We start from the raw sequence: 17932 nt of genomic DNA, 5'->3' as shown, positions 1-17932 counted from the left end.
AAAGCGGTTTCTCATCACTTGATACATAGTATAAGCTCAATAAATCGATCAATTCGATGGTGTCAGTACAGATTAATTTACCCTTATCAAAGGTGGATTCAATTAAATGGAAATGAATAATCAGGATTATATGGTGGGTGACAGAACAGACCTTCTTCCACGGATTGATTGGAATATACGTTTTTTCGGTGCTCACAAACAGACGGTTCGTTCCGGATGGGCTACGACAAAAGAATTTCACCATGCTTTTGAAATTTTAATTGTGCTGGATGGAGTGCAGGAAACAAAACTGGAGAGCGAGTCTTATGAGGTACATTGTGAGGATATTCTTCTCATCCCTCCTGGCTTTGAACACACAAACACGAACTTTTCAGCTTCGTCAATGACCTATTTCTGTGCACATTTCGATGTAGATGAGCCTGCGTTGCGTATGAAAATCATGAAGAATTGTGACTGGGTGTATACCCCTTCCAATCCGTCTTATAGCCGGCTAAGAGCTTGTATTCAGCAATGGATTGATCTTTTTGACGATCCGGATATGACGGTATCCAAAGCTAAATTGAGAGCACAAATCGTTCTGTTTGAATTGTTGGGGATCTTAATCGACTTACAACCTGTGAACACAGAAACGCATGCGAATCAGTCGATGACCACGGCCAAACATGCCCGTGAAATTGCTGAGGCCATCAAAAGTCATTTCAGACAACAAGTGCGCGAAAAAAACGGTGACGCAGACGAGGATGATACGGTTCATATTCAACCGATCATCGCATCGTTAGGAATCAGTCCTAACTATGGATTGGAGATATTTCAAAAAATCTACCATATGTCTCCGCGAAAGTATCTGTCCGATCTGAAGCTGCAAGAAGCCAAGATGCTGCTGCAACAGCCTGAGATATCCTTGACTGAGATAGCCCTGCGTTTGGGGTACAAAAATCTGTCCCATTTCAGCAGGCAGTTTAAAAAATGGACGCAGCTCAGCCCCACGGAATTCCGTAAATTAAAATCCAAAGCGTAATAAACTTGCTTTCTTAAATTGGTGTATCTATGATTACGGCTTCATACTCAGATAACAAAAAAGGAGCGGCCTGTATAGGCCCTCCTTCTTCTGCGTTGCATGACGATATACTAATCAATTCGTATCTATTCGTTTAGTAGGTTAAGGAGTATAAATTCCAAATTTCGAACGTTTAAAGAATCTCTCCATTAGACTCAATCACTTGTTTGTACCAGTAGAATGAATCTTTACGGGTTCTATCCAGGGAACCATGACCTGCGTTGTCTTGATCAACATAGATAAAACCATAACGTTTACCCATCTCGGACGTGGAACAGCTGATGATATCAATCGGTCCCCAGCTGGTGAATCCCATCAGTTCTACACCGTCAGCTACGGCCTCTTTCATCTGCTCGATGTGGCTTCGCAGGTAATCAATACGATAAGGATCATGTACAGATCCGTCCTCTTCGAGCGTGTCCGTAGCGCCGAGTCCGTTCTCTACGATAAAGAGCGGCATACGATAGCGATCATACAACCGGTTCAGCGCGATGCGAAGACCGATTGGATCGATTGGCCATCCCCACTCGGTGGCTTTCAGATGCGGGTTTTTGATCTGACTTACCAGCATACCGGAGTTGCTGTTGTCGTTCGGATCGTATTTTCCGATATACGTCATGTAATAACTGAAAGCAATAAAGTCCACCGTATTGTCGCGGATAATCGCATCATCCTCAGGCTCTTTCACCAGTTCAATGCCTTGTTCTTCAAAGTATCTCTGCATGTAGGACGGGTACTCTCCACGCGCCTGTACTTCCGGATAGAACAGGTTCATCTGATCCTCTTTCATGGTTTGCAGCACATCTTCCGGCTTGCTGGATGCAGCGTAGGTTTCCAATCGGCAGATCATGCAGCCGATTTGGGCATTTGGCATTTTCTCTTTACCACTTTTTACGGCCAGCGCACTTGCTACAAACTGATGGTGGGTTGCTTGATAGGCTACCTGTTCCGCTGTGCCTTTGATTTTATCTTCCAAAATACCGCCGCCTGTATACAAGCTGGTCAGCATCATATTCATCTCATTGAATGTGATCCAGTATTTCACTTTATCTTTGTAACGGTCAAACAATGTGTTGGCAAATTTCAAGTAGAGATCAATCATCTCGCGGCTTTCCCAGCCGTTGTATTTGCGGGTTAACTCAATCGGCATCTCGTAATGAGAGATCGTTACAAGCGGCTCAATGCCGTATTTCAACAATTCGTCGAACACTTTATCATAGAAAGCAAGTCCTGCTTCGTTAGGAACGGCTTCTTCTCCTGTCGGGAAGATTCGTGGCCAAGCGATGGAAAGGCGGAATACTTTGAAGCCCATCTCTGCAAACAAGGCGATATCTTCTTTGTATCGGTGGTAGAAATCTACGCCGTTGCGTTTCGGGAAATACACATCGGTGTTGCCGCTCAAATATTGTTCCAGTTCAACGGAGTTTACGTCAAAGGTAAAATCTTTACCATTTCGCTCTTCATGGGGAACATAAGGTGCCATGTCAGATGTGGAAAGTCCTTTGCCGTCAGCGTCAAATGCGCCCTCCAGCTGATTGGCAGCGGTAGCTCCGCCCCATAGGAATCCTTTAGGGAATGTGTGTTTTGTTGTTTGTGTCATGATGGTTTCTCTCCTTTTTTGTGTAAATATAACGTTAAATTTTAAAACTCGGTTAAAATAGAAAGCCTTCATTCGTTTTGTAATAAGCTTTTAACGAACGGTGAGCAGCAGCAATTCATTCATTGGAATCACCCCCTTCACCTGAACCGGTACTACATCAAGATAATCTGGCGTGTTAGCTACAATGACAGGAGTTATTAGATTAATACCGGCAGCTTGAATGCTCTCGATATCAAACTCCAGCAGTAAATCTCCCTTGTTCACTCGTTGTCCGATAACAACCTTCTCTTCAAAATACTTTCCTTTCAGGGACACCGTGTTAAGTCCAACATGAATGAGAATGTCGATTCCGCTGAAGGAAGTCAGCATGATGGCATGTTTGCTTTTCGCGATCATTGTGACCGTTCCGTCAAAAGGTGCCGTTACACGGCCTTCTTGTGGATGAATTGCAATTCCTTTTCCCGTCATTTCCTCTGCAAACGTAGGATCAGGCAATTCTTTGAGTAAAACCAGTTCACCAGTAAGCGGGCTGAATATTTCACCTTTCTTTTCCTCAATCGAACGAACGGTTACAGACGGTGTAGATACTTGATTAGACCGATTTGTTGACTCTGTTGGTTTTGCTTCTGTTAACTCGGTTTCACTTCCTCCCCCGGAGGAACTTACCCCAGCAGTTTGCTGCGTAGTTGGTTCATCCCACTTGAGCAACAAGGTCACTGTGAAGGAAACAACGAAGCTGATGCCCACACCGATGAGCGCGTACCAGAAGTTTGCCATGCCACCATCTGGCCCAATGTATAAAGGGAGTGACAAGAGACCTGGCACTGCAAAACCGAAACATTTCAGCCCTACCGCTGTAATAAATCCACCGCCGGCTGCTCCACCGATGATCGAAGCATAGAACGGCTTTTTCAGCTTCAACGTCACACCATAGATTGCAGGTTCTGTGATGCCCAGAAAAGCAGATATGCCGCTGGATAAAGCAATAGATCTCATCGATTTGTTTTTGGTCTTGAGGAATACCGCCATTACGGCACCAGCTTGACTCATATTGGCTACAAGGTTAAGCGGCAGTAACAGCACGTCGTAACCGAGCTTGCTCAAGTTCTGTAATGTTCCCGGGAAAAACGCATAATGCATACCTGTCATAACAATCACTGGCATAAGTCCGCCCAGCACAATTCCTGTTAATGGGCCCGAGTGAGCAAAGAGCCAGGATGTACCGATTTCCAGATAAATACCGATGTAATTACCCAGTGGTCCAATGGCGATTAATAGAATCGGAACCGTAATCACCAACACAATCATTGAGGTGAAAATGACTTTAACCGGACCAGGAATGAAGCGATCCACCCAGCGGTGTACATAACTGAGGAGCCACACTCCTAGAATAATAGGAATGACAGACTGGGTGTAATTAACGATCGACACCGGCAGAGATAGAAAACGAATCGGCTCCAGATGATTTTCCAAGTAAGCATTCAAAATAGTTGGATATAACAATGTGCCTGCAAGGGTCAAGGCGATATATTCATTGACTTTAAACTTCCGTGCAGACGATACAGCGAGCAGGAAAGGCAAGAAATAAAAGGCCGCATTGGCTATGGACGCCAAAATCTGATACTCACCGCTAGTCTCTTGTATGGCTCCGAGGGTAACAAGTAATGCGAGAATCCCCTTCAACATCCCGGTGCCTACAATGGCTGGAAGAATCGGAGTAAAAATTCCCGAGATCGTATCCAGTACGGCATTAAGACCTCTTGAACGCGGCGGTTCTGCTTCTGTCTCCGTTGCACCAGCTTGTTTCAACTGCTCCTCCAGCTCTTCATAGACGGCTGCAACCTTGTTGCCAATCACAACCTGGAACTGATCGTTTTGGAACTGTGCTCCAAGAACACCATCCAGTGCGCGAATCTGTTCAAGCTGCACTTTCTTTTCTTCACGCACATTAAATCGCAATCGAGTGATACAATGCCAGGCTTGCGTAATATTTTCCTGCCCTCCTGATAATCGGATGATCTCTTTGGACAACTCCCGGTGATTCATGCTGCTTCCTCCTTTTTTGGCGAAAAAAAAACCAAATGTAAACCCGCCCCGCTACTGTAGCGGAATCGGAAAACATTTGGTGGTGCCTGATCGTATCAGTAACACTCCATATTCAATTAATTTGGTGACGGCATACCTTCCAACAGCTGTAATGAGGTCAACCGGTGTCGGTACGGGATGTTACTCTTTCGATGTGAATCATGAGGTATACCATCTCATCGGGAGTAATTACAAATCCGCGTTGCTGTTCCATCGTCTCCTTGATTTTGAGTGCGCATTGGAAGCTGCCTGGATATCGTTCCGACAATACATCATATAAAAACTGCTGATCCTTGAATGAGAGCACTTCCCGGTTCATTTGCCGAACGATGAAGTATCTCAGATGAGTGATAAACCTGGAAAAGTCAGCAGACTCCTGATTCAGTGCCCTTCCAAAATGATCGGTCATGATCCCAAGAATGTCATTGATCATCTGTGTAATCTTGATCGTCTGGTTCATGGTGCCCGAATCAAATTGCGAATTCACAAAATGAAGGGCAATGGAGCTGGCTTCACCCGCAGGCAATGCGACCAGAAAAGCTTCATTGATCTTGCGTACCGCCAATTCACCAGCACGGTATTCTGCAGGATACAGATGGCGAATATCCCAGTGTAGCGGATTTTGCATGTCCACACCTTTTTTGAAACGATCCAGAGCAAAATGGATATGATCCGCAAGCGTTAATAGGATAGAATCATTCAGCTTTTTCCCGATCATCTCCCTGCCTTCTTCAATGATTTGATCGGTGATATCGATGACTTGCAGAGGGATATCGCTGAGAAATTGTTCAACTCGCTGATATTTATCATTCGAGCCGATCCGGAACGTTTTCTGAATCTGGCTTTGCTCGATAGGCTGTCCCTTTACTTTTTTGAAGCCTACCCCCGTTCCGATGACAATGACTTCACAACCTTCAGCATCCTCTGCCAGGGCGATATTGTTGTTTAACGATTTCTTGAACCTCATGATGTTTTCACCCCCATATATGCAAAAAGCACCACCATGGGCCGGTACACAAGAAAATAAACTTGTGATATCCAGACTGTGGTGGTGCCTGATCGAATCAGTGACACTCCTTATTTAGCTGTATTCTATACCAGCCATGTAATCGTTGTCAATACCATAACGCTGGAATGGGTATATGCTTCATTTAAGTTGGCTTATGCACTGCTCTTATATAGGTTGATACCAAATTGCATATTCTATTCTTCTGAAGTGTTGTTTTCTAGGGAATTATCATAATAATACCGAATCAGAATGTCCTGATCATAGTTGCCAAACCCCTTACCAAATAGAGTTAGTCCCCCTCGGCCTGCTGCGCTCTCTTCGGGTTTTAACCCTAATGTCCAATAGGTAGCTGCTCGAAGATCCAAGTCCCGGATCTTGACATCTGAAATTGGTTGACCATCCATAAACGTACCTTCCTCGTTAATGCGGAGTACTTTTAATACACCATACTGGTTGACATCCAGTTTCCACCATAACGGAGTATGCTTGCCCTTTCGATCTCCGAAGTCGCCAGGACTTGTCCAACTACCCAGGTCATTCCCATTCAGAGTAAAACGAATATCGGATGGCCAGTTTTCATTGACTTTCGGTGCTTCCGAACTCAGTTCAAGTGAAATTTCAATCTCGCGAAGATGCTGATCATTGTGAAGATAATTGGGAATCTTATATTCGAGAAAACCTCGTGCCATCCACAGAATTGCCGCGTTAACCCGATCAGGGTCCATAAAACAAGCGGGTGTGTCGTATTGCCCGATCATCTGAGTTGTCGTCGCGAGCCCGCAGGTCGGCCATGCTTCGTAATCCGTATAATGCCCAACGGGTATAGAGACTTCATAATACGATGCATCAATAGGCACTGAAGGTGATAAATTAATTGTCATGAACTCTTTTACGATAAAACAATATTTGTAGGTTCCCCCGTTCTCTCGTTTCATTCGGCTACCTACAATGCCTGCCTTCTGCAGTTTGCTAACATGTGTGCTGACAATGGCTTTGCTCAGATAAAGTTCCTGGGCGAGCGCATTGATATGCATTTCCCTATTCTCTAGCAACAAACGTACAATATTTAAACGAGGTTCACTTGCTAGCGCCTCGTAGACAAGCAATGAAGATGCATCTGTTCCAAGTATCATCGACTTCACTTCCTTTTGCATATTCAGCTTGTACATTTGGCATCTCATTTCTCACATTTTAGAATTCGCTATTTAGCGAACTGTGTAAAATGAACTTGCTCTGTATATCCGCATTATGATACATATTAGATAACAAATCAATGTATTGATTTTGCTTTTAGGCGAATTCAATATAGATTAGTGACACCATATGACATTACTAACGATACAAAATCAATCACATGCACTATAAAATTAATCTTATGGAGGTTTTCACTATGCTTAAATCCAAAATGCTGATCGATAAAGACTTTCAGATTGCTGAAGTAGACCCGCGTGTTTACGGTTCATTTATAGAACATCTGGGACGCGCCGTGTATGGCGGTATTTATGATCCAGGTCATCCAACCGCAGATGCACAAGGCTTCCGTCAGGATGCTATTGAAGCGATTAAAGCGCTTAACGTACCTATCGTTCGTTATCCGGGCGGCAATTTCGTATCCGGTTACAACTGGGAAGATGGCGTGGGTCCAGTAGCTGACCGTAAACGTAGACTTGAGCTGGCTTGGTGGACGATTGAAACCAATGCTGTGGGCACGAACGAATTTGCAGATTGGGCCAAGCTGGCAGGTACGGAAGTAATGATGGCTGTTAACTTGGGAACCCGCGGTATCGATGCAGCCCGAAATCTGGTTGAATATTGCAACCACCCTTCCGGCACATACTGGAGTGACCTGCGTATCTCTCACGGATATAAAGATCCACATAAATTCAAAACATGGTGCCTCGGTAATGAAATGGACGGTCCTTGGCAGATTGGTGCGATGACCGCATATGAATATGGCCGTATTGCCAATGAAACAGCCAAAGCGATGAAATGGGTTGATCCAGAGATCGAACTCGTTGCATGTGGTAGCTCTAGCCGTGACATGAAGACATTTGCGGATTGGGAAGCAACCGTGCTTGATCTTACCTATGAAAATGTAGATTACTTGTCTCTGCATCAGTATTACAATAACAATAAAGACAACACGTATGATTTCCTTGCAACCTCACTGGATCTGGATCAATTTATTGATAGTGTGGCTTCGATCTGTGATTTTGTACAAGCGAAGAAACGTAGCAAAAAGAAATTGATGCTCTCCTTGGATGAATGGAATGTATGGAAATCGATTGGTACAAGCCGTATGGAAGAACGCTGGCAGATTGCTCCTCCAGAGTTCGAAGATGTGTACACGCATGAAGATGCGCTGGCAGTGGGCTGTTACCTGATCACCATTCTCAAACATGCTGACCGTGTAAAAATGGCTTGTCTTGCGCAGTTGATTAACACGATCGCACCAATCATGACGGAAAATAACGGCGCAATCTGGTTACAGACGACGTACTTCCCGTTCCTGCACGCTTCCAACTTCGGACGCGGAACAGTATTGCGTTCCATCACATCTTCACCTAAGTATGATTCCAAAGACTTCACGGATGTACCTTATCTCGAATCCATCAGTGTACATGACGAAGAAAATGGCACCATTACAATCTTTGCAGTGAACAGACATCTCGATGAGGCAATGGAACTGAATGTAGACCTCCGCTCCTTCGGGGAAACAACATTTGTTGAACACATTGTCCTGGAAAACAATGACCTGAAAGCAAGCAATACCAAAGAAAATCCACGTAACGTGTTGCCTCACAACGGCGGACATACAACCGTGGACCAAGGTAAAGTACAAGCTGTGCTGAACAAAGCATCCTGGAACGTGATCCGTTTGAAAACAAAACAAGCTTAATCGCGCAAGATCAAAAGCCCAGAGCATACCTGCTTCTGGGCTTTAACCTTAGCATTAGTATTGGCTTTTTCCTTTGCTGACGGACGTATGGTAATGGGATATTGAGGCGCTTGAATGGCCCCAAGTATGTAACTTATATTCTAACGATCTCAGGCGAGCTTATTTGACTCTTTTGAGCTCATTTTTTACTGTAACGATCACAGGAGACGCTATTTCGGACAATTCGGGTGTTTTTAAGGCCAAATCACGTTTTTTCAACAAAATAAGGTCTTTCAGGATCGTTAGAATTTTCAAAGCTCAATATCTACTCAAATAAGCTTCCTGGTGATCGTTAGCGCTTTTGGCTCGAAAAAAACTCCCCTTCACATGAAGTACGGAGAGCAACTTGCTACGAGTTAAAGAAATCTATCCTACATGTTATCGTACATTCGAGTTTTAAAGATAATCTAACAGGCTTTGAGGATCATTTCTTCATCCTAAAGAAATCGAACTTGATTACATAATCAAACAGAGATGTTATTGCAATCGCTCCAAGCGGTAACAATAAGTATACCCAGCGGGGATTATTGGGAGCTTCACCTAGTGGGGAATCAGTCAAAAAAATATATATAATAATGCAATAGATTATAGCTACTACAATACCTGTTACGTTTCTATGTTTCATTGCTGTTTCCACCTCTTGATCATAGAAATTGATTACGTATTGTATTTCACCTTAAAATATCATAACACATATTTGGAATAATTTATCACTAATACTTAATAATGCTCCATCCACCCGAAAAGTATGAATTCACTGAAGCTAGTCCCCCCTATTGAATCTTTATCATATCCCAAACAACTTAAACGCTAAAAAAAGCCGCTATAATAGCGACTTAGGAGCGCTTACTTATCTTCTCTTCTTCTTACACATCAACATGTTCTCGACACTACACCTGTGCAATCTTGTTACCCCCGTTGGGTTTCCGCTTCAGCTTCAGCCTCGTCCTGCGATGCTTGACTTGCTGGTGACATCAACCCTTGCACAGCTCCCATAAACGGCTGGATTTGTTTGATCATGCCGTAGCCCATTTTCACAACAGGCACAAAACGCTGAATCATGCCGAACAAACGCATGCCGCCTCCAAGCATGCCTCCAAATGATCCTGCCCCGCCCAGTCCACCTAATAAAGAGCCCATCATCGGCATAAAGGATGATACGTGAGCTTGGCGCGAAGATCTACGTGAAGTTACCCGGGATCGCACGGAGGACTTGCGGGAACGATGAACCTTTTTCCGGCTCGAAGAAGATACGCACTTGTTTGACTTGGTTGGTTTGGTTTTCATTTGACGATCACGACTCCGTGCCGTCCCCGTTGCTTTTGCTGTGGTTGTTGAAGTTTGTGTTAATTTCCCGCCCCCGGTAAGTTCTACACCCTCGTTGCTCACGCCAGAGATGTACCCGATGTACGTCTCACCATTATGAAGAGTCACGCAGACCGGACGATCCTTGAATCGTTTTGCCTTAACGTGTATTTCATTGGTCTTAGCCATGGAATTCACCTCACTCGACTTGATCTGCTTTAGTCTACGCGATGGGTGGACGACTTGCCTGTGCGAATAACACATGCCTGTGCCGAAAAGAGCAAGATCCGGGTACTGTCAACACGGCTCATACCCCACGTCTCACTGAAACCAGCCTAAATCATAAACTGCATTAACCGTCAGCAGAAAGCCAACGATACCTACAATCCAGGCTGTAGCATTCTGTGCATTGTTCACCAGCCAGCTATCCATTTTAGCTAAAGGTTGTTTCAAAACAGGGTAAGCGAGCAATCTCCCTGCCAGCAAAATGAGCGAAGGTACTATCATAACGAAGCAATATCCCAGTAACAGAATCCCCGACATAGGCCAGGCAGGTCCTTCACTAACTAACACTCCTATGGCTGCTAGATAGGGCAACATTGTTCCAAGTTCCAGCACAACCGCGGTCAGGGCAAGCCCGATAAGTATAGTAATAGAGCTTCTGCTGGAAACCGTTTCTCCCGTAACACGAGCCCTCCATTTTAAAATAGTACCTTCTCCGCTTCCTGCACGTTCCGCAGCACGTGCACGAGATTTTTTTGTATCCATGAGTTGGCTTATAACCATTAACAATATACCTATCACCAGTTGTCCTAACAGGAAGGGCTGAGATTCCATTAGGGGTGCATATTGGTTCAGAAATGAATCCGTTCCAAACATGATGATGAGACCTATAACAAAGTAACAACCAGACACTGTGAATAAATAGATCAAAAACCGATCCACTCGAACACGCTGGGGTGTCATCAGTAACCAGATCGGAATTAAAAGAGTACCTACACTTGTTGAATCAATTAATGCCAGCAGTACAAGAGTAGATACCAGTGCTGTCAATGTCATTGTGTTCCTCGCTCCCTTTAGTGAAGTTATCCTGGCCCCAGCTGGAACTTCTTCTCACAGACAGCCTTCGCACCGCTCCCTCGGGACTTATGAGATGCAACTAACTCCCCATCGTACCAAATGGAACAGCTTACCCAGCTTGCACTGTCATTTGCTTTTGCCCTAACGTAAGTTGAGAGCAGAGGAATAAACGTATCTTTTGGGATAACAAATCTATCTTTGTATGGAACTTCAATCGTATCCCAATACACACTTTCCGGATTTTTTCGAGCATTGATCTTTACTTCCAGATCAGATGCCGAATTAACATCACTTTCAACAAGCACCTCAACGACGATTCCCTCCGAGTCATGCGCTGTATTTTGTTTTGACTTCTCACGATCCAGTTCATTCAAAGTATCTTCTGCTGTCATTCCACAAGCTGAGAATATGATGAGTAGACCGGAGAGCAATAACAGAAGCCACATATTTTTACTTTGTGTCCTGTTTTGTTTAATCCCCTTCATTAGCAATGTCCTCTCTTTGTTTTAGAAAAAAGCGGATCATCTCATCAACATAGGACATGAATTCTTCATCCATGCCCATGACTACAGGCTCAGACGCATCTCTTGGATTAATAAGTTCCCAATACTTGTCAAGTAGTTTTTCATCATGATCAAACAGCTTTAATGCTGTTTCATACAATTGCTTGGCAATGACTTGAACCTCTGCAGAATAGGGAGATGAAGGCATCAAGGATCGTACACGTTGGAAAATAGTTAAAAGTTCCTCCATTCGCGGATCGTTACTCCCGAGTATAGGCAGATGATTCAGTATATCCATTTCCCTTGATGTTAACTGTAAATCATCGCTGAATTCGGGACGAATTATCCCTTCAGAGAGCTTCCGATCCTCCATTTGGGAAATAATCTGCAATAAACTTTCGAGATCGCTCATTCCTCCCAATTTCAACGTATGAAGGGTTGATCTGAGATAATATTGCTTCCGGCTTAATTCTTCTTTTTTCTGTTCAATAAGCTCTATTTGTTCGTTTAAAGAGGCCACCCAGTTTTCATGTTCTCCCTTATTTTCTTGGTTCTGAAACAGTTCTTTAATCTGTTCTAATGTATAGCCGATGGACTTCAACAGAAGAATTTTTTGCAGGCGAAGGATAGCACTTTCATCATAGTATCGATACCCATTTTCCGTAATAAGTGTCGGTTGTAACAGTTCGATCTGTTCATAATAATGGAGTGTTCTTTTGCTGATATTTGTTTTTTTCGCTAATTCTCCGATCAGGATCATGCTTACCTCCCCTTCCTGAAAACATTATAAACCATAACGTATACGTTATGGTAAAGCCCCGGAATCTCGATGGATAATTGCTCAATAAAACGACAAAAAGACGATGCTGACATCGTCCTCGCTGTGATATGAATTTTCTTTCTCCTTGAGAGCAGTTTCTATCATTGTGCCTGCTGTTCTTTAGTGTAATATCTTTCGTATTCTTTCGTCATCGCGTATCGATTAACTCCTTTACTAGCTTTTACGGCTTGCGCAGCCAACTCTTCGGCTTCCTTGTAATGATTCAGCTTACGCTCAATTTTGGCTAGAAGGGCAAATCGCATCCACTCTCTTTTAATGGAACTTAAATGCTCTCTGGCTCGTTCAGTCTCTCCTTCTTCGATCAGGACAAACGTTTCATAGTATGTACGATAAACCGATTTATGCATCTCGCGTACCGCTTTTCTCACGGTAAACAGATCCTTTCGGTAAGCACCGTATGCTGCCTGATAGTTGGCCTTCGTCGACTTGCTGGCCGATGTATTGCTCATCAGCTTTTCCATCGTGAGCTCAACTTCTTCATCCAACCTGTTGGCTGTCGCATAATTAATATAAATATAGGGCGCATGTTGTTTTCTTCTTAAAAAAGCCTCTAACCGATCCATACGTGTTTCCCAGACCATAGGATATAAAACAAAAATGCTAAACATAATGAGTCCAGCAACCAGCACTGTACCTAACACAAGTAAAATCGATTGGTCATTCAACAACATCACAAGCGTGTAAACAAATATAGCAACATAAGAAACAATTTCCCACCTACTCACTCCCGGCCTTCATTCCTTTCATGATGGATTACTTATCAATAGATGATCAAAATATTATTATACCAGAAGTAAAAGCAACTTTTGGGAAAAAAATCTTGAAAATCAATCTATACGATTTGACATGTGAATGTATTATCGATATAGTGTGAATTAGTTCACACTATATATGAAGGAGTAATCTATGCCTAAACATTCGTTCTTTCGTTTAAATGAAGCAAGGCGTGAGGAAATATCTAATCGTGCTATGCATCTTTTTGTTGATCATCCTTACGAGGATATAACAATGAAGATGGTTTTCGATCGCTTGTCTATGCATCCCGGAACATTTTATCGATATTTCGAGGACAAAGATGATCTTTATTGTCTCTTAATTCGTAATGTGACCCGGAAAAGAGCTGCATGTTTTAATAACAATGATGGGGATTCCCTTAACCAATTTTTTCTTACCCGTTTATTTGGTAATACGAATGGTTTGGTAACTGAGCCGCTGAATGAGTTAGAGATCAAACTCACTGAAACATTTTTAAATATTCCTGAGGACGTTTTACTTAAAGTATATCTGAATGTGCTAAAGGGCGAGTCTTTCCCTTTAATCAAAGGAATTTTACGCCGAATGAGGGTTGATGGATATCTTCGACCCGATCTTGACGATGATTTGATTGCTTTTATGTTTGAGTCCATGCAGTTTAATTTAGTTATGTTTTTCAGAGAATTTGATATTAAGGACTCCAAGCTGCAACACAGGATTAGCATGTACTTTGCTGACTTTATGGGTCATGGACTGCTTGAAGATCATCAATATGCTGCACTAGTTAGCGATTTCAAGAAAGCCAAGGAGTAGATAAAGGAGGACAAAAAATGAAGACGTATGATTCATTTCCAGAGCCTATTGGCGGATATACGGTCGGTCGAACCCAGATGGATTTTGAATATACAGCATCAGATAACTCAATAAGAGAACTGACGGCATTTGTATACTATCCTTCCGACAGCAGCGAAGGTAAGTCGACATCCACATACATGTTTCCAGAAGTCTACGAAATGTTTAATGAGCAACCTCTTGTCACTGCATATCTTGAAGGGAAGGATTTTTTCTCTATTGATATCAAGACCCAATGTTATGATGACATCGCTCTTTCAGGGAAACAAAAGCGCTATCCGGTTTTGTTCTATGTTTGCGGTGGTGGAGGTTCTCCAGAATGGGGTACCGTAATATGCACAGACCTGGCAAGCATAGGATATGTTGTAGTAAGTATCGGCCATCCGAACAGCACGATGTATAAGCGTAAAGACGGACGCCTGTTTAATATATCCAAGGATTTTTCGGATGTCATCATGGCTTTTTCTGAAGATCCGGAGATGTTGGCGTTAGCTGGTAAAATGGAAATGCGGCCTGACGATGAAACGGCCATGGAAATGTGCCGTAACGTGCTTGCACTACCGATCCTTGCCAAGCTAACAGAGTATAGTGAATTACAGGCAGAAGATATAAGATATGTGGCCGATTATCTTTACAACCTGGACTCTGGAGAGTTGAATTCCATCTTTAAAGGCAGATTGTTGCTGGACATTGGCATCGGCATCGTCGGGCATTCTTATGGAGGGCTTACGACGGCGATCGTTTGCCGGGACGACGACCGGTTCATTTGCGGGATTGGACTTGATAGCGGTGCGTTTGGTCTTCTTGACAGCAATCTAAAAAAAACCTTCTTACTTCTGTTTTGTGAACCGAACTATAACATGAATGTGATAATTGGTGCTAACAACAGTATGGAAACCTATTATTTCTCAGTTGACCGTGTTTCGCATTTAGATTATTGCGACATCGTGTTTACCCATGTTAATAAGGAACTCAGAGGCGAACGGGATGCTATGGAGATGCGAAATCTGGTTACAGATTATACGAAGAACTTTTTTGATCATTACATACTTCAGAAGGCAGCAAATGTTGAAAGTCTGGCATACGATGGCGTGGACTTGATCAAGAAGACCAGACAAAATAGCACAGGGTTAATTCAGTAGAAGGTATTCAGTTCAAAAAGAGCTTGTATATAAGGCATACATGCTCTTTTTTCTCTACAACGCAAGTTTCGTCAAAAACGTCTCGATTTCATCCATATACCCTTCCGTTGTTATGCTTCTTGGGGCAAATAAAAAACGCAGTCCCATCTTCCATTCTGATCCGGCAATCGATGTAGGTAACATAGAATGCTCGGTATGTTGAAACGTTTTGACATGAAGCAAGTAACCAGGATGAACCTCCTTACGATAGGTACGCTCCGTATCTTGAATATCCACATTTACGTCATTTTCACCAAGCAGTAGCAACACCGGAGTTTTAAAATTTTGCAGACTCTCGGTAGCATCAGAATTAAAGTTTTTGCTGACAAAGCTCCAACGTTCACGAGACATTGGTTCGTCGTCCTTCCGAACATGTTTCGTGTATTCTTCATAAGAGCCGTGGCGTTTTAAAATATCTTTAATCTGATTATCGTAATCCACCTGCGCTTCAATCTCCTGTTGTGTATGCCTGTCCTTGGCCATCTGACTCCGTGTATTGTATTCCCCTTGCTTCAGCCAGTTGATCGCTGGTGATACCAGAATGCTAAATGCGAGATGTTCCTTACCTGCAAGCCTCGGAATGACCCAGCCGGCCTGACTTGCTCCCCATACACCAATCCGGGAACCGTCAATCATCGGTTGTTTTTTGGCCCAAGCAATCGCCTGTTGTGCTTCAACGACACGATCATCGATACTCTGATTCAGCCAGTTCCCCTCTGAACCTCCGATGCCACGTTTGTCCAGTGACAAGGACGCATAACCGAGCGAGGCAAGACGTTCCCACAGCGGTTTGTAACCTTCACTATGCGTTGCATCGAGGGGGCCATCTCCATGGATGAAGACCACTAAACCAAGCTTTTCTGTCCCGGTATCCTTTTTAGCAAGGGTAAGAATACCCGTTAATTTCCCTTGTGGGGTGGGAATCTCCACGGATCGTTCTATCATGTTATAGTCTTGCTGTGCAATGATATATAGGCTTGTACCCGCACATAATACAATGATGATAAGGAATGAAATCCAAATTTTTTTATGTTTAAACATGTGGTGTTTCAATGTTGTTGTCTCCTCTACGGGTCATGTAATTCCACTCATTTTCACCAAGGAACATAGCGGTTAATAGGCTGTTCGTGCTACTTTGTTTGCGAAAATGATACCGTTCATACATCCGTACCGCTTTCTGGTTGTGACGAGCTACATGCAGACTGAGGTAAGATAACTGAGCCGTTTGAAACATGTATTGCTCTGCGTAAGCCAACAGCTGTCTGCCAACGCCTTTGCCTTGAGAGTGCGGATCTACAGTGATGTCTTCGATATAACATTCACCTACCTCAGGCTCGTGTTTGAGTAAATGTATACCTGCCATGATACGAAGCAACTTCCAGCACCCGATGTGACTGCGCATGCTCCACCAATTGAGCCGGGGATTATTAGCCTTTTGGATAACCTCGCTCCCCTTCCACTTTAAAGCCATCGTGCCTACGAGCACATCATTTTCTAGCGCTACGAACCGCAGACTGCCTGTCTGATGCGGACTGTAAAGTAACAATTGTTCAAAAACAAAAGCCATGTCCGTTGTAGACACAGAAAATAACTTCTGAAATTTGTGCCCGAAGCCATAAGCCATTATTTTTGCCGCAGCCGGATATTGCTTAAGGGTTATAGGTTCGATCCGGATGAGATTCGTTTGATTTAGTTTGCTGTTCATGAGATTCGTCTTATTGAAATATGTGTTGAAAAGATGGCTCATTACTATTCCGCCTCCGGGTTCGAAACATACGAGAGAAGCTCATAATGGAGCTGGTCAGGTGTAAACAGAGATAAATATGATTTTTCGACCATAATCAATGGCCCTGAACATAGGTAACCCTTCTCTTCAGCATAAGCATAGAACTCTTGAATTGTTTTGGCGATTCGTTCTTCATTTTGTACAAAAAGTGTACAGGAAAGATATGAACCGGTAGGCAATATCAGATCACTCTGCCTGTTCTCCTCTTGCGTATACAATCCGATGGTGCCTGAATCGTTGTACACATAATGAATATCCGCTTCGAACAGATTGGAAATGTTGCCTCGATGCTCGACTAACCTTTGAGCTCCCAGACTTTCAGCATCTTGCATCTCAAACCACAGAGACAATGAAACTTCGTCACGATGAATGATCGAATAAGCACCTCCCTCTGTCTGGATGGATTTTTGGGAAATGGACTCTTTTTTCTCAAGCAACTTCTCAATAAAATGTTTGGTGTCCCGCAGCCTTCGGATCTCCGCCTCTGTATCTGTCAGCGCCTGACGGAAAATCGGCATGATCTGCTCGGCCGTCAGATGGGACAGGCAATCTTGGATCACTTGCACAGACAAGCCCATCTTACGCAGCAATAAAATATGAGCTAAACGGTACACTTCATTCATCCCATACATTCGGTATTGATTTTCACCTGTAAAAGCCGGGTGTAATACCCCTTTTTCTTCGAAATAACGAATCTGATGTACGGATACTTGCATGAGCTTAGCCAGCTCGCTAATCGTAATTACATCTTTCATTTCATTCATCGTAAACTCCACCTTTGTTCTCTTATCTATAGTTAGCATAAACCTTAGGTCTGACCTAAGGTCAAGATTAATTTTCAATTTCTTATGATCCTTTATGTATGTCTGGAAATATGAATGTACGGAAACATCACAAAGAAGGGAAAACCATTTTGCGGTTCACCCTTCACGTACGTATTTT

At 43.3% G+C, this 17932-nt stretch carries 16 protein-coding genes; 4 read left to right on the top strand and 12 right to left on the bottom strand.

Annotation, left to right across the window (positions count from 1 at the left end):
* The first annotated feature begins 106 nt into the window (after positions 1-106).
* Positions 107-1018, top strand: a complete 912-nt coding sequence (locus EC604_RS24025; protein ID WP_123066559.1) for an AraC family transcriptional regulator — start codon at positions 107-109, stop codon at positions 1016-1018.
* 172 nt (positions 1019-1190) lie between these two features.
* Here EC604_RS24025 and EC604_RS24020 read toward each other — a convergent pair whose 3' ends face one another.
* The 4 genes from EC604_RS24020 to EC604_RS24005 all read right to left on the bottom strand — a co-directional run bounded on the left by EC604_RS24020 (position 1191) and on the right by EC604_RS24005 (position 6884).
* Positions 1191-2657: a glycoside hydrolase family 1 protein gene (locus EC604_RS24020; protein WP_123066558.1), complete on the bottom strand. Its 1467-nt coding sequence runs from the start codon at positions 2655-2657 to the stop codon at positions 1191-1193.
* 90 nt (positions 2658-2747) lie between these two features.
* Positions 2748-4703: a beta-glucoside-specific PTS transporter subunit IIABC gene (locus EC604_RS24015; protein WP_123066557.1), complete on the bottom strand. Its 1956-nt coding sequence runs from the start codon at positions 4701-4703 to the stop codon at positions 2748-2750.
* Between the two features lie 157 nt (positions 4704-4860).
* Positions 4861-5709 (bottom strand): BglG family transcription antiterminator LicT, encoded by an 849-nt coding sequence (gene licT, locus EC604_RS24010; protein ID WP_123066556.1) that lies wholly within the window; start codon positions 5707-5709, stop codon positions 4861-4863.
* A 236-nt stretch (positions 5710-5945) separates the two neighbouring features.
* Positions 5946-6884 (bottom strand): ArsR/SmtB family transcription factor, encoded by a 939-nt coding sequence (locus EC604_RS24005; RefSeq protein ID WP_123066652.1) that lies wholly within the window; start codon positions 6882-6884, stop codon positions 5946-5948.
* A gap of 257 nt (positions 6885-7141) precedes the next feature.
* Here EC604_RS24005 and EC604_RS24000 point away from each other — a divergent pair, with 257 nt between their 5' ends.
* Positions 7142-8650, top strand: coding sequence for an alpha-N-arabinofuranosidase (locus tag EC604_RS24000; protein ID WP_123066555.1), 1509 nt, complete (start codon positions 7142-7144; stop codon positions 8648-8650).
* 948 nt (positions 8651-9598) lie between these two features.
* Here the strand turns inward: EC604_RS24000 and EC604_RS23990 are convergent.
* The 5 genes from EC604_RS23990 to EC604_RS23970 form a co-directional block, all read right to left on the bottom strand.
* On the bottom strand, positions 9599-10183 hold the full coding sequence (locus tag EC604_RS23990; RefSeq protein ID WP_123066553.1) for a hypothetical protein: 585 nt from the start codon (positions 10181-10183) through the stop codon (positions 9599-9601).
* Positions 10184-10315: 132 nt separating this feature from the next.
* Complete coding sequence (locus tag EC604_RS23985) at positions 10316-11053, bottom strand: GAP family protein (protein WP_123066552.1); 738 nt, start codon at positions 11051-11053, stop codon at positions 10316-10318.
* 26 nt (positions 11054-11079) lie between these two features.
* The gene (locus tag EC604_RS23980; protein WP_123066551.1) at positions 11080-11559 is read right to left on the bottom strand and encodes a hypothetical protein; all 480 of its coding nucleotides are present in this window, start codon (positions 11557-11559) and stop codon (positions 11080-11082) included.
* Positions 11546-12337 (bottom strand): MerR family transcriptional regulator, encoded by a 792-nt coding sequence (locus tag EC604_RS23975; RefSeq protein WP_123066550.1) that lies wholly within the window; start codon positions 12335-12337, stop codon positions 11546-11548. Before EC604_RS23975 ends, EC604_RS23980 begins: the two co-directional genes overlap by 14 nt.
* Positions 12338-12498: 161 nt before the next feature.
* Positions 12499-13143 (bottom strand): hypothetical protein, encoded by a 645-nt coding sequence (locus tag EC604_RS23970; RefSeq protein WP_123066549.1) that lies wholly within the window; start codon positions 13141-13143, stop codon positions 12499-12501.
* A 181-nt stretch (positions 13144-13324) separates the two neighbouring features.
* Here EC604_RS23970 and EC604_RS23965 point away from each other — a divergent pair, with 181 nt between their 5' ends.
* Positions 13325-13984, top strand: coding sequence for a TetR/AcrR family transcriptional regulator (locus EC604_RS23965; RefSeq protein WP_123066548.1), 660 nt, complete (start codon positions 13325-13327; stop codon positions 13982-13984).
* Positions 13985-14001: 17 nt separating this feature from the next.
* On the top strand, positions 14002-15165 hold the full coding sequence (locus EC604_RS23960; RefSeq protein ID WP_123066547.1) for a choline esterase: 1164 nt from the start codon (positions 14002-14004) through the stop codon (positions 15163-15165).
* A 54-nt stretch (positions 15166-15219) separates the two neighbouring features.
* Here EC604_RS23960 and EC604_RS23955 read toward each other — a convergent pair whose 3' ends face one another.
* The 3 genes from EC604_RS23955 to EC604_RS23945 are packed head-to-tail and all read right to left on the bottom strand — an operon-like array spanning position 15220 to position 17754.
* Positions 15220-16245, bottom strand: coding sequence for an alpha/beta hydrolase family protein (locus EC604_RS23955; protein WP_123066651.1), 1026 nt, complete (start codon positions 16243-16245; stop codon positions 15220-15222).
* On the bottom strand, positions 16238-16909 hold the full coding sequence (locus tag EC604_RS23950) for a GNAT family N-acetyltransferase (protein ID WP_205127949.1): 672 nt from the start codon (positions 16907-16909) through the stop codon (positions 16238-16240). Before EC604_RS23950 ends, EC604_RS23955 begins: the two co-directional genes overlap by 8 nt.
* A gap of 44 nt (positions 16910-16953) precedes the next feature.
* Positions 16954-17754, bottom strand: a complete 801-nt coding sequence (locus EC604_RS23945) for a MerR family transcriptional regulator (RefSeq protein WP_240037161.1) — start codon at positions 17752-17754, stop codon at positions 16954-16956.
* Positions 17755-17932: the final 178 nt, after the last annotated feature.

This window comes from Paenibacillus amylolyticus (assembly GCF_003719335.1).
In the GTDB taxonomy this organism is placed as follows: Bacteria; Bacillota; Bacilli; order Paenibacillales; family Paenibacillaceae; genus Paenibacillus; species Paenibacillus amylolyticus_D.
The sequence above is the reverse complement of the archived record's forward strand: the minus strand, read 5'-3'. Positions and strand labels throughout refer to the sequence as shown.

What these genes read in the sequence shown, in the direction of transcription:
- EC604_RS24005 (WP_123066652.1), bottom strand. Translation starts at nt 6,884, where the DNA reads ATGATACTTGGAACAGATGCATCTTCATTGCTTGTCTACGAGGCGCTA.
- EC604_RS23990 (WP_123066553.1), bottom strand. Translation starts at nt 10,183, where the DNA reads ATGGCTAAGACCAATGAAATACACGTTAAGGCAAAACGATTCAAGGAT.
- EC604_RS23965 (WP_123066548.1), top strand. Translation starts at nt 13,325, where the DNA reads ATGCCTAAACATTCGTTCTTTCGTTTAAATGAAGCAAGGCGTGAGGAA.
- EC604_RS24015 (WP_123066557.1), bottom strand. Translation starts at nt 4,703, where the DNA reads ATGAATCACCGGGAGTTGTCCAAAGAGATCATCCGATTATCAGGAGGG.
- EC604_RS24025 (WP_123066559.1), top strand. Translation starts at nt 107, where the DNA reads ATGGAAATGAATAATCAGGATTATATGGTGGGTGACAGAACAGACCTT.
- EC604_RS24000 (WP_123066555.1), top strand. Translation starts at nt 7,142, where the DNA reads ATGCTTAAATCCAAAATGCTGATCGATAAAGACTTTCAGATTGCTGAA.
- EC604_RS23985 (WP_123066552.1), bottom strand. Translation starts at nt 11,053, where the DNA reads ATGACATTGACAGCACTGGTATCTACTCTTGTACTGCTGGCATTAATT.
- EC604_RS23960 (WP_123066547.1), top strand. Translation starts at nt 14,002, where the DNA reads ATGAAGACGTATGATTCATTTCCAGAGCCTATTGGCGGATATACGGTC.
- EC604_RS23955 (WP_123066651.1), bottom strand. Translation starts at nt 16,245, where the DNA reads ATGTTTAAACATAAAAAAATTTGGATTTCATTCCTTATCATCATTGTA.
- EC604_RS24020 (WP_123066558.1), bottom strand. Translation starts at nt 2,657, where the DNA reads ATGACACAAACAACAAAACACACATTCCCTAAAGGATTCCTATGGGGC.
- EC604_RS23950 (WP_205127949.1), bottom strand. Translation starts at nt 16,909, where the DNA reads ATGAACAGCAAACTAAATCAAACGAATCTCATCCGGATCGAACCTATA.
- EC604_RS23980 (WP_123066551.1), bottom strand. Translation starts at nt 11,559, where the DNA reads ATGAAGGGGATTAAACAAAACAGGACACAAAGTAAAAATATGTGGCTT.
- EC604_RS23945 (WP_240037161.1), bottom strand. Translation starts at nt 17,754, where the DNA reads ATGAATGAAATGAAAGATGTAATTACGATTAGCGAGCTGGCTAAGCTC.
- licT (WP_123066556.1), bottom strand. Translation starts at nt 5,709, where the DNA reads ATGAGGTTCAAGAAATCGTTAAACAACAATATCGCCCTGGCAGAGGAT.
- EC604_RS23975 (WP_123066550.1), bottom strand. Translation starts at nt 12,337, where the DNA reads ATGATCCTGATCGGAGAATTAGCGAAAAAAACAAATATCAGCAAAAGA.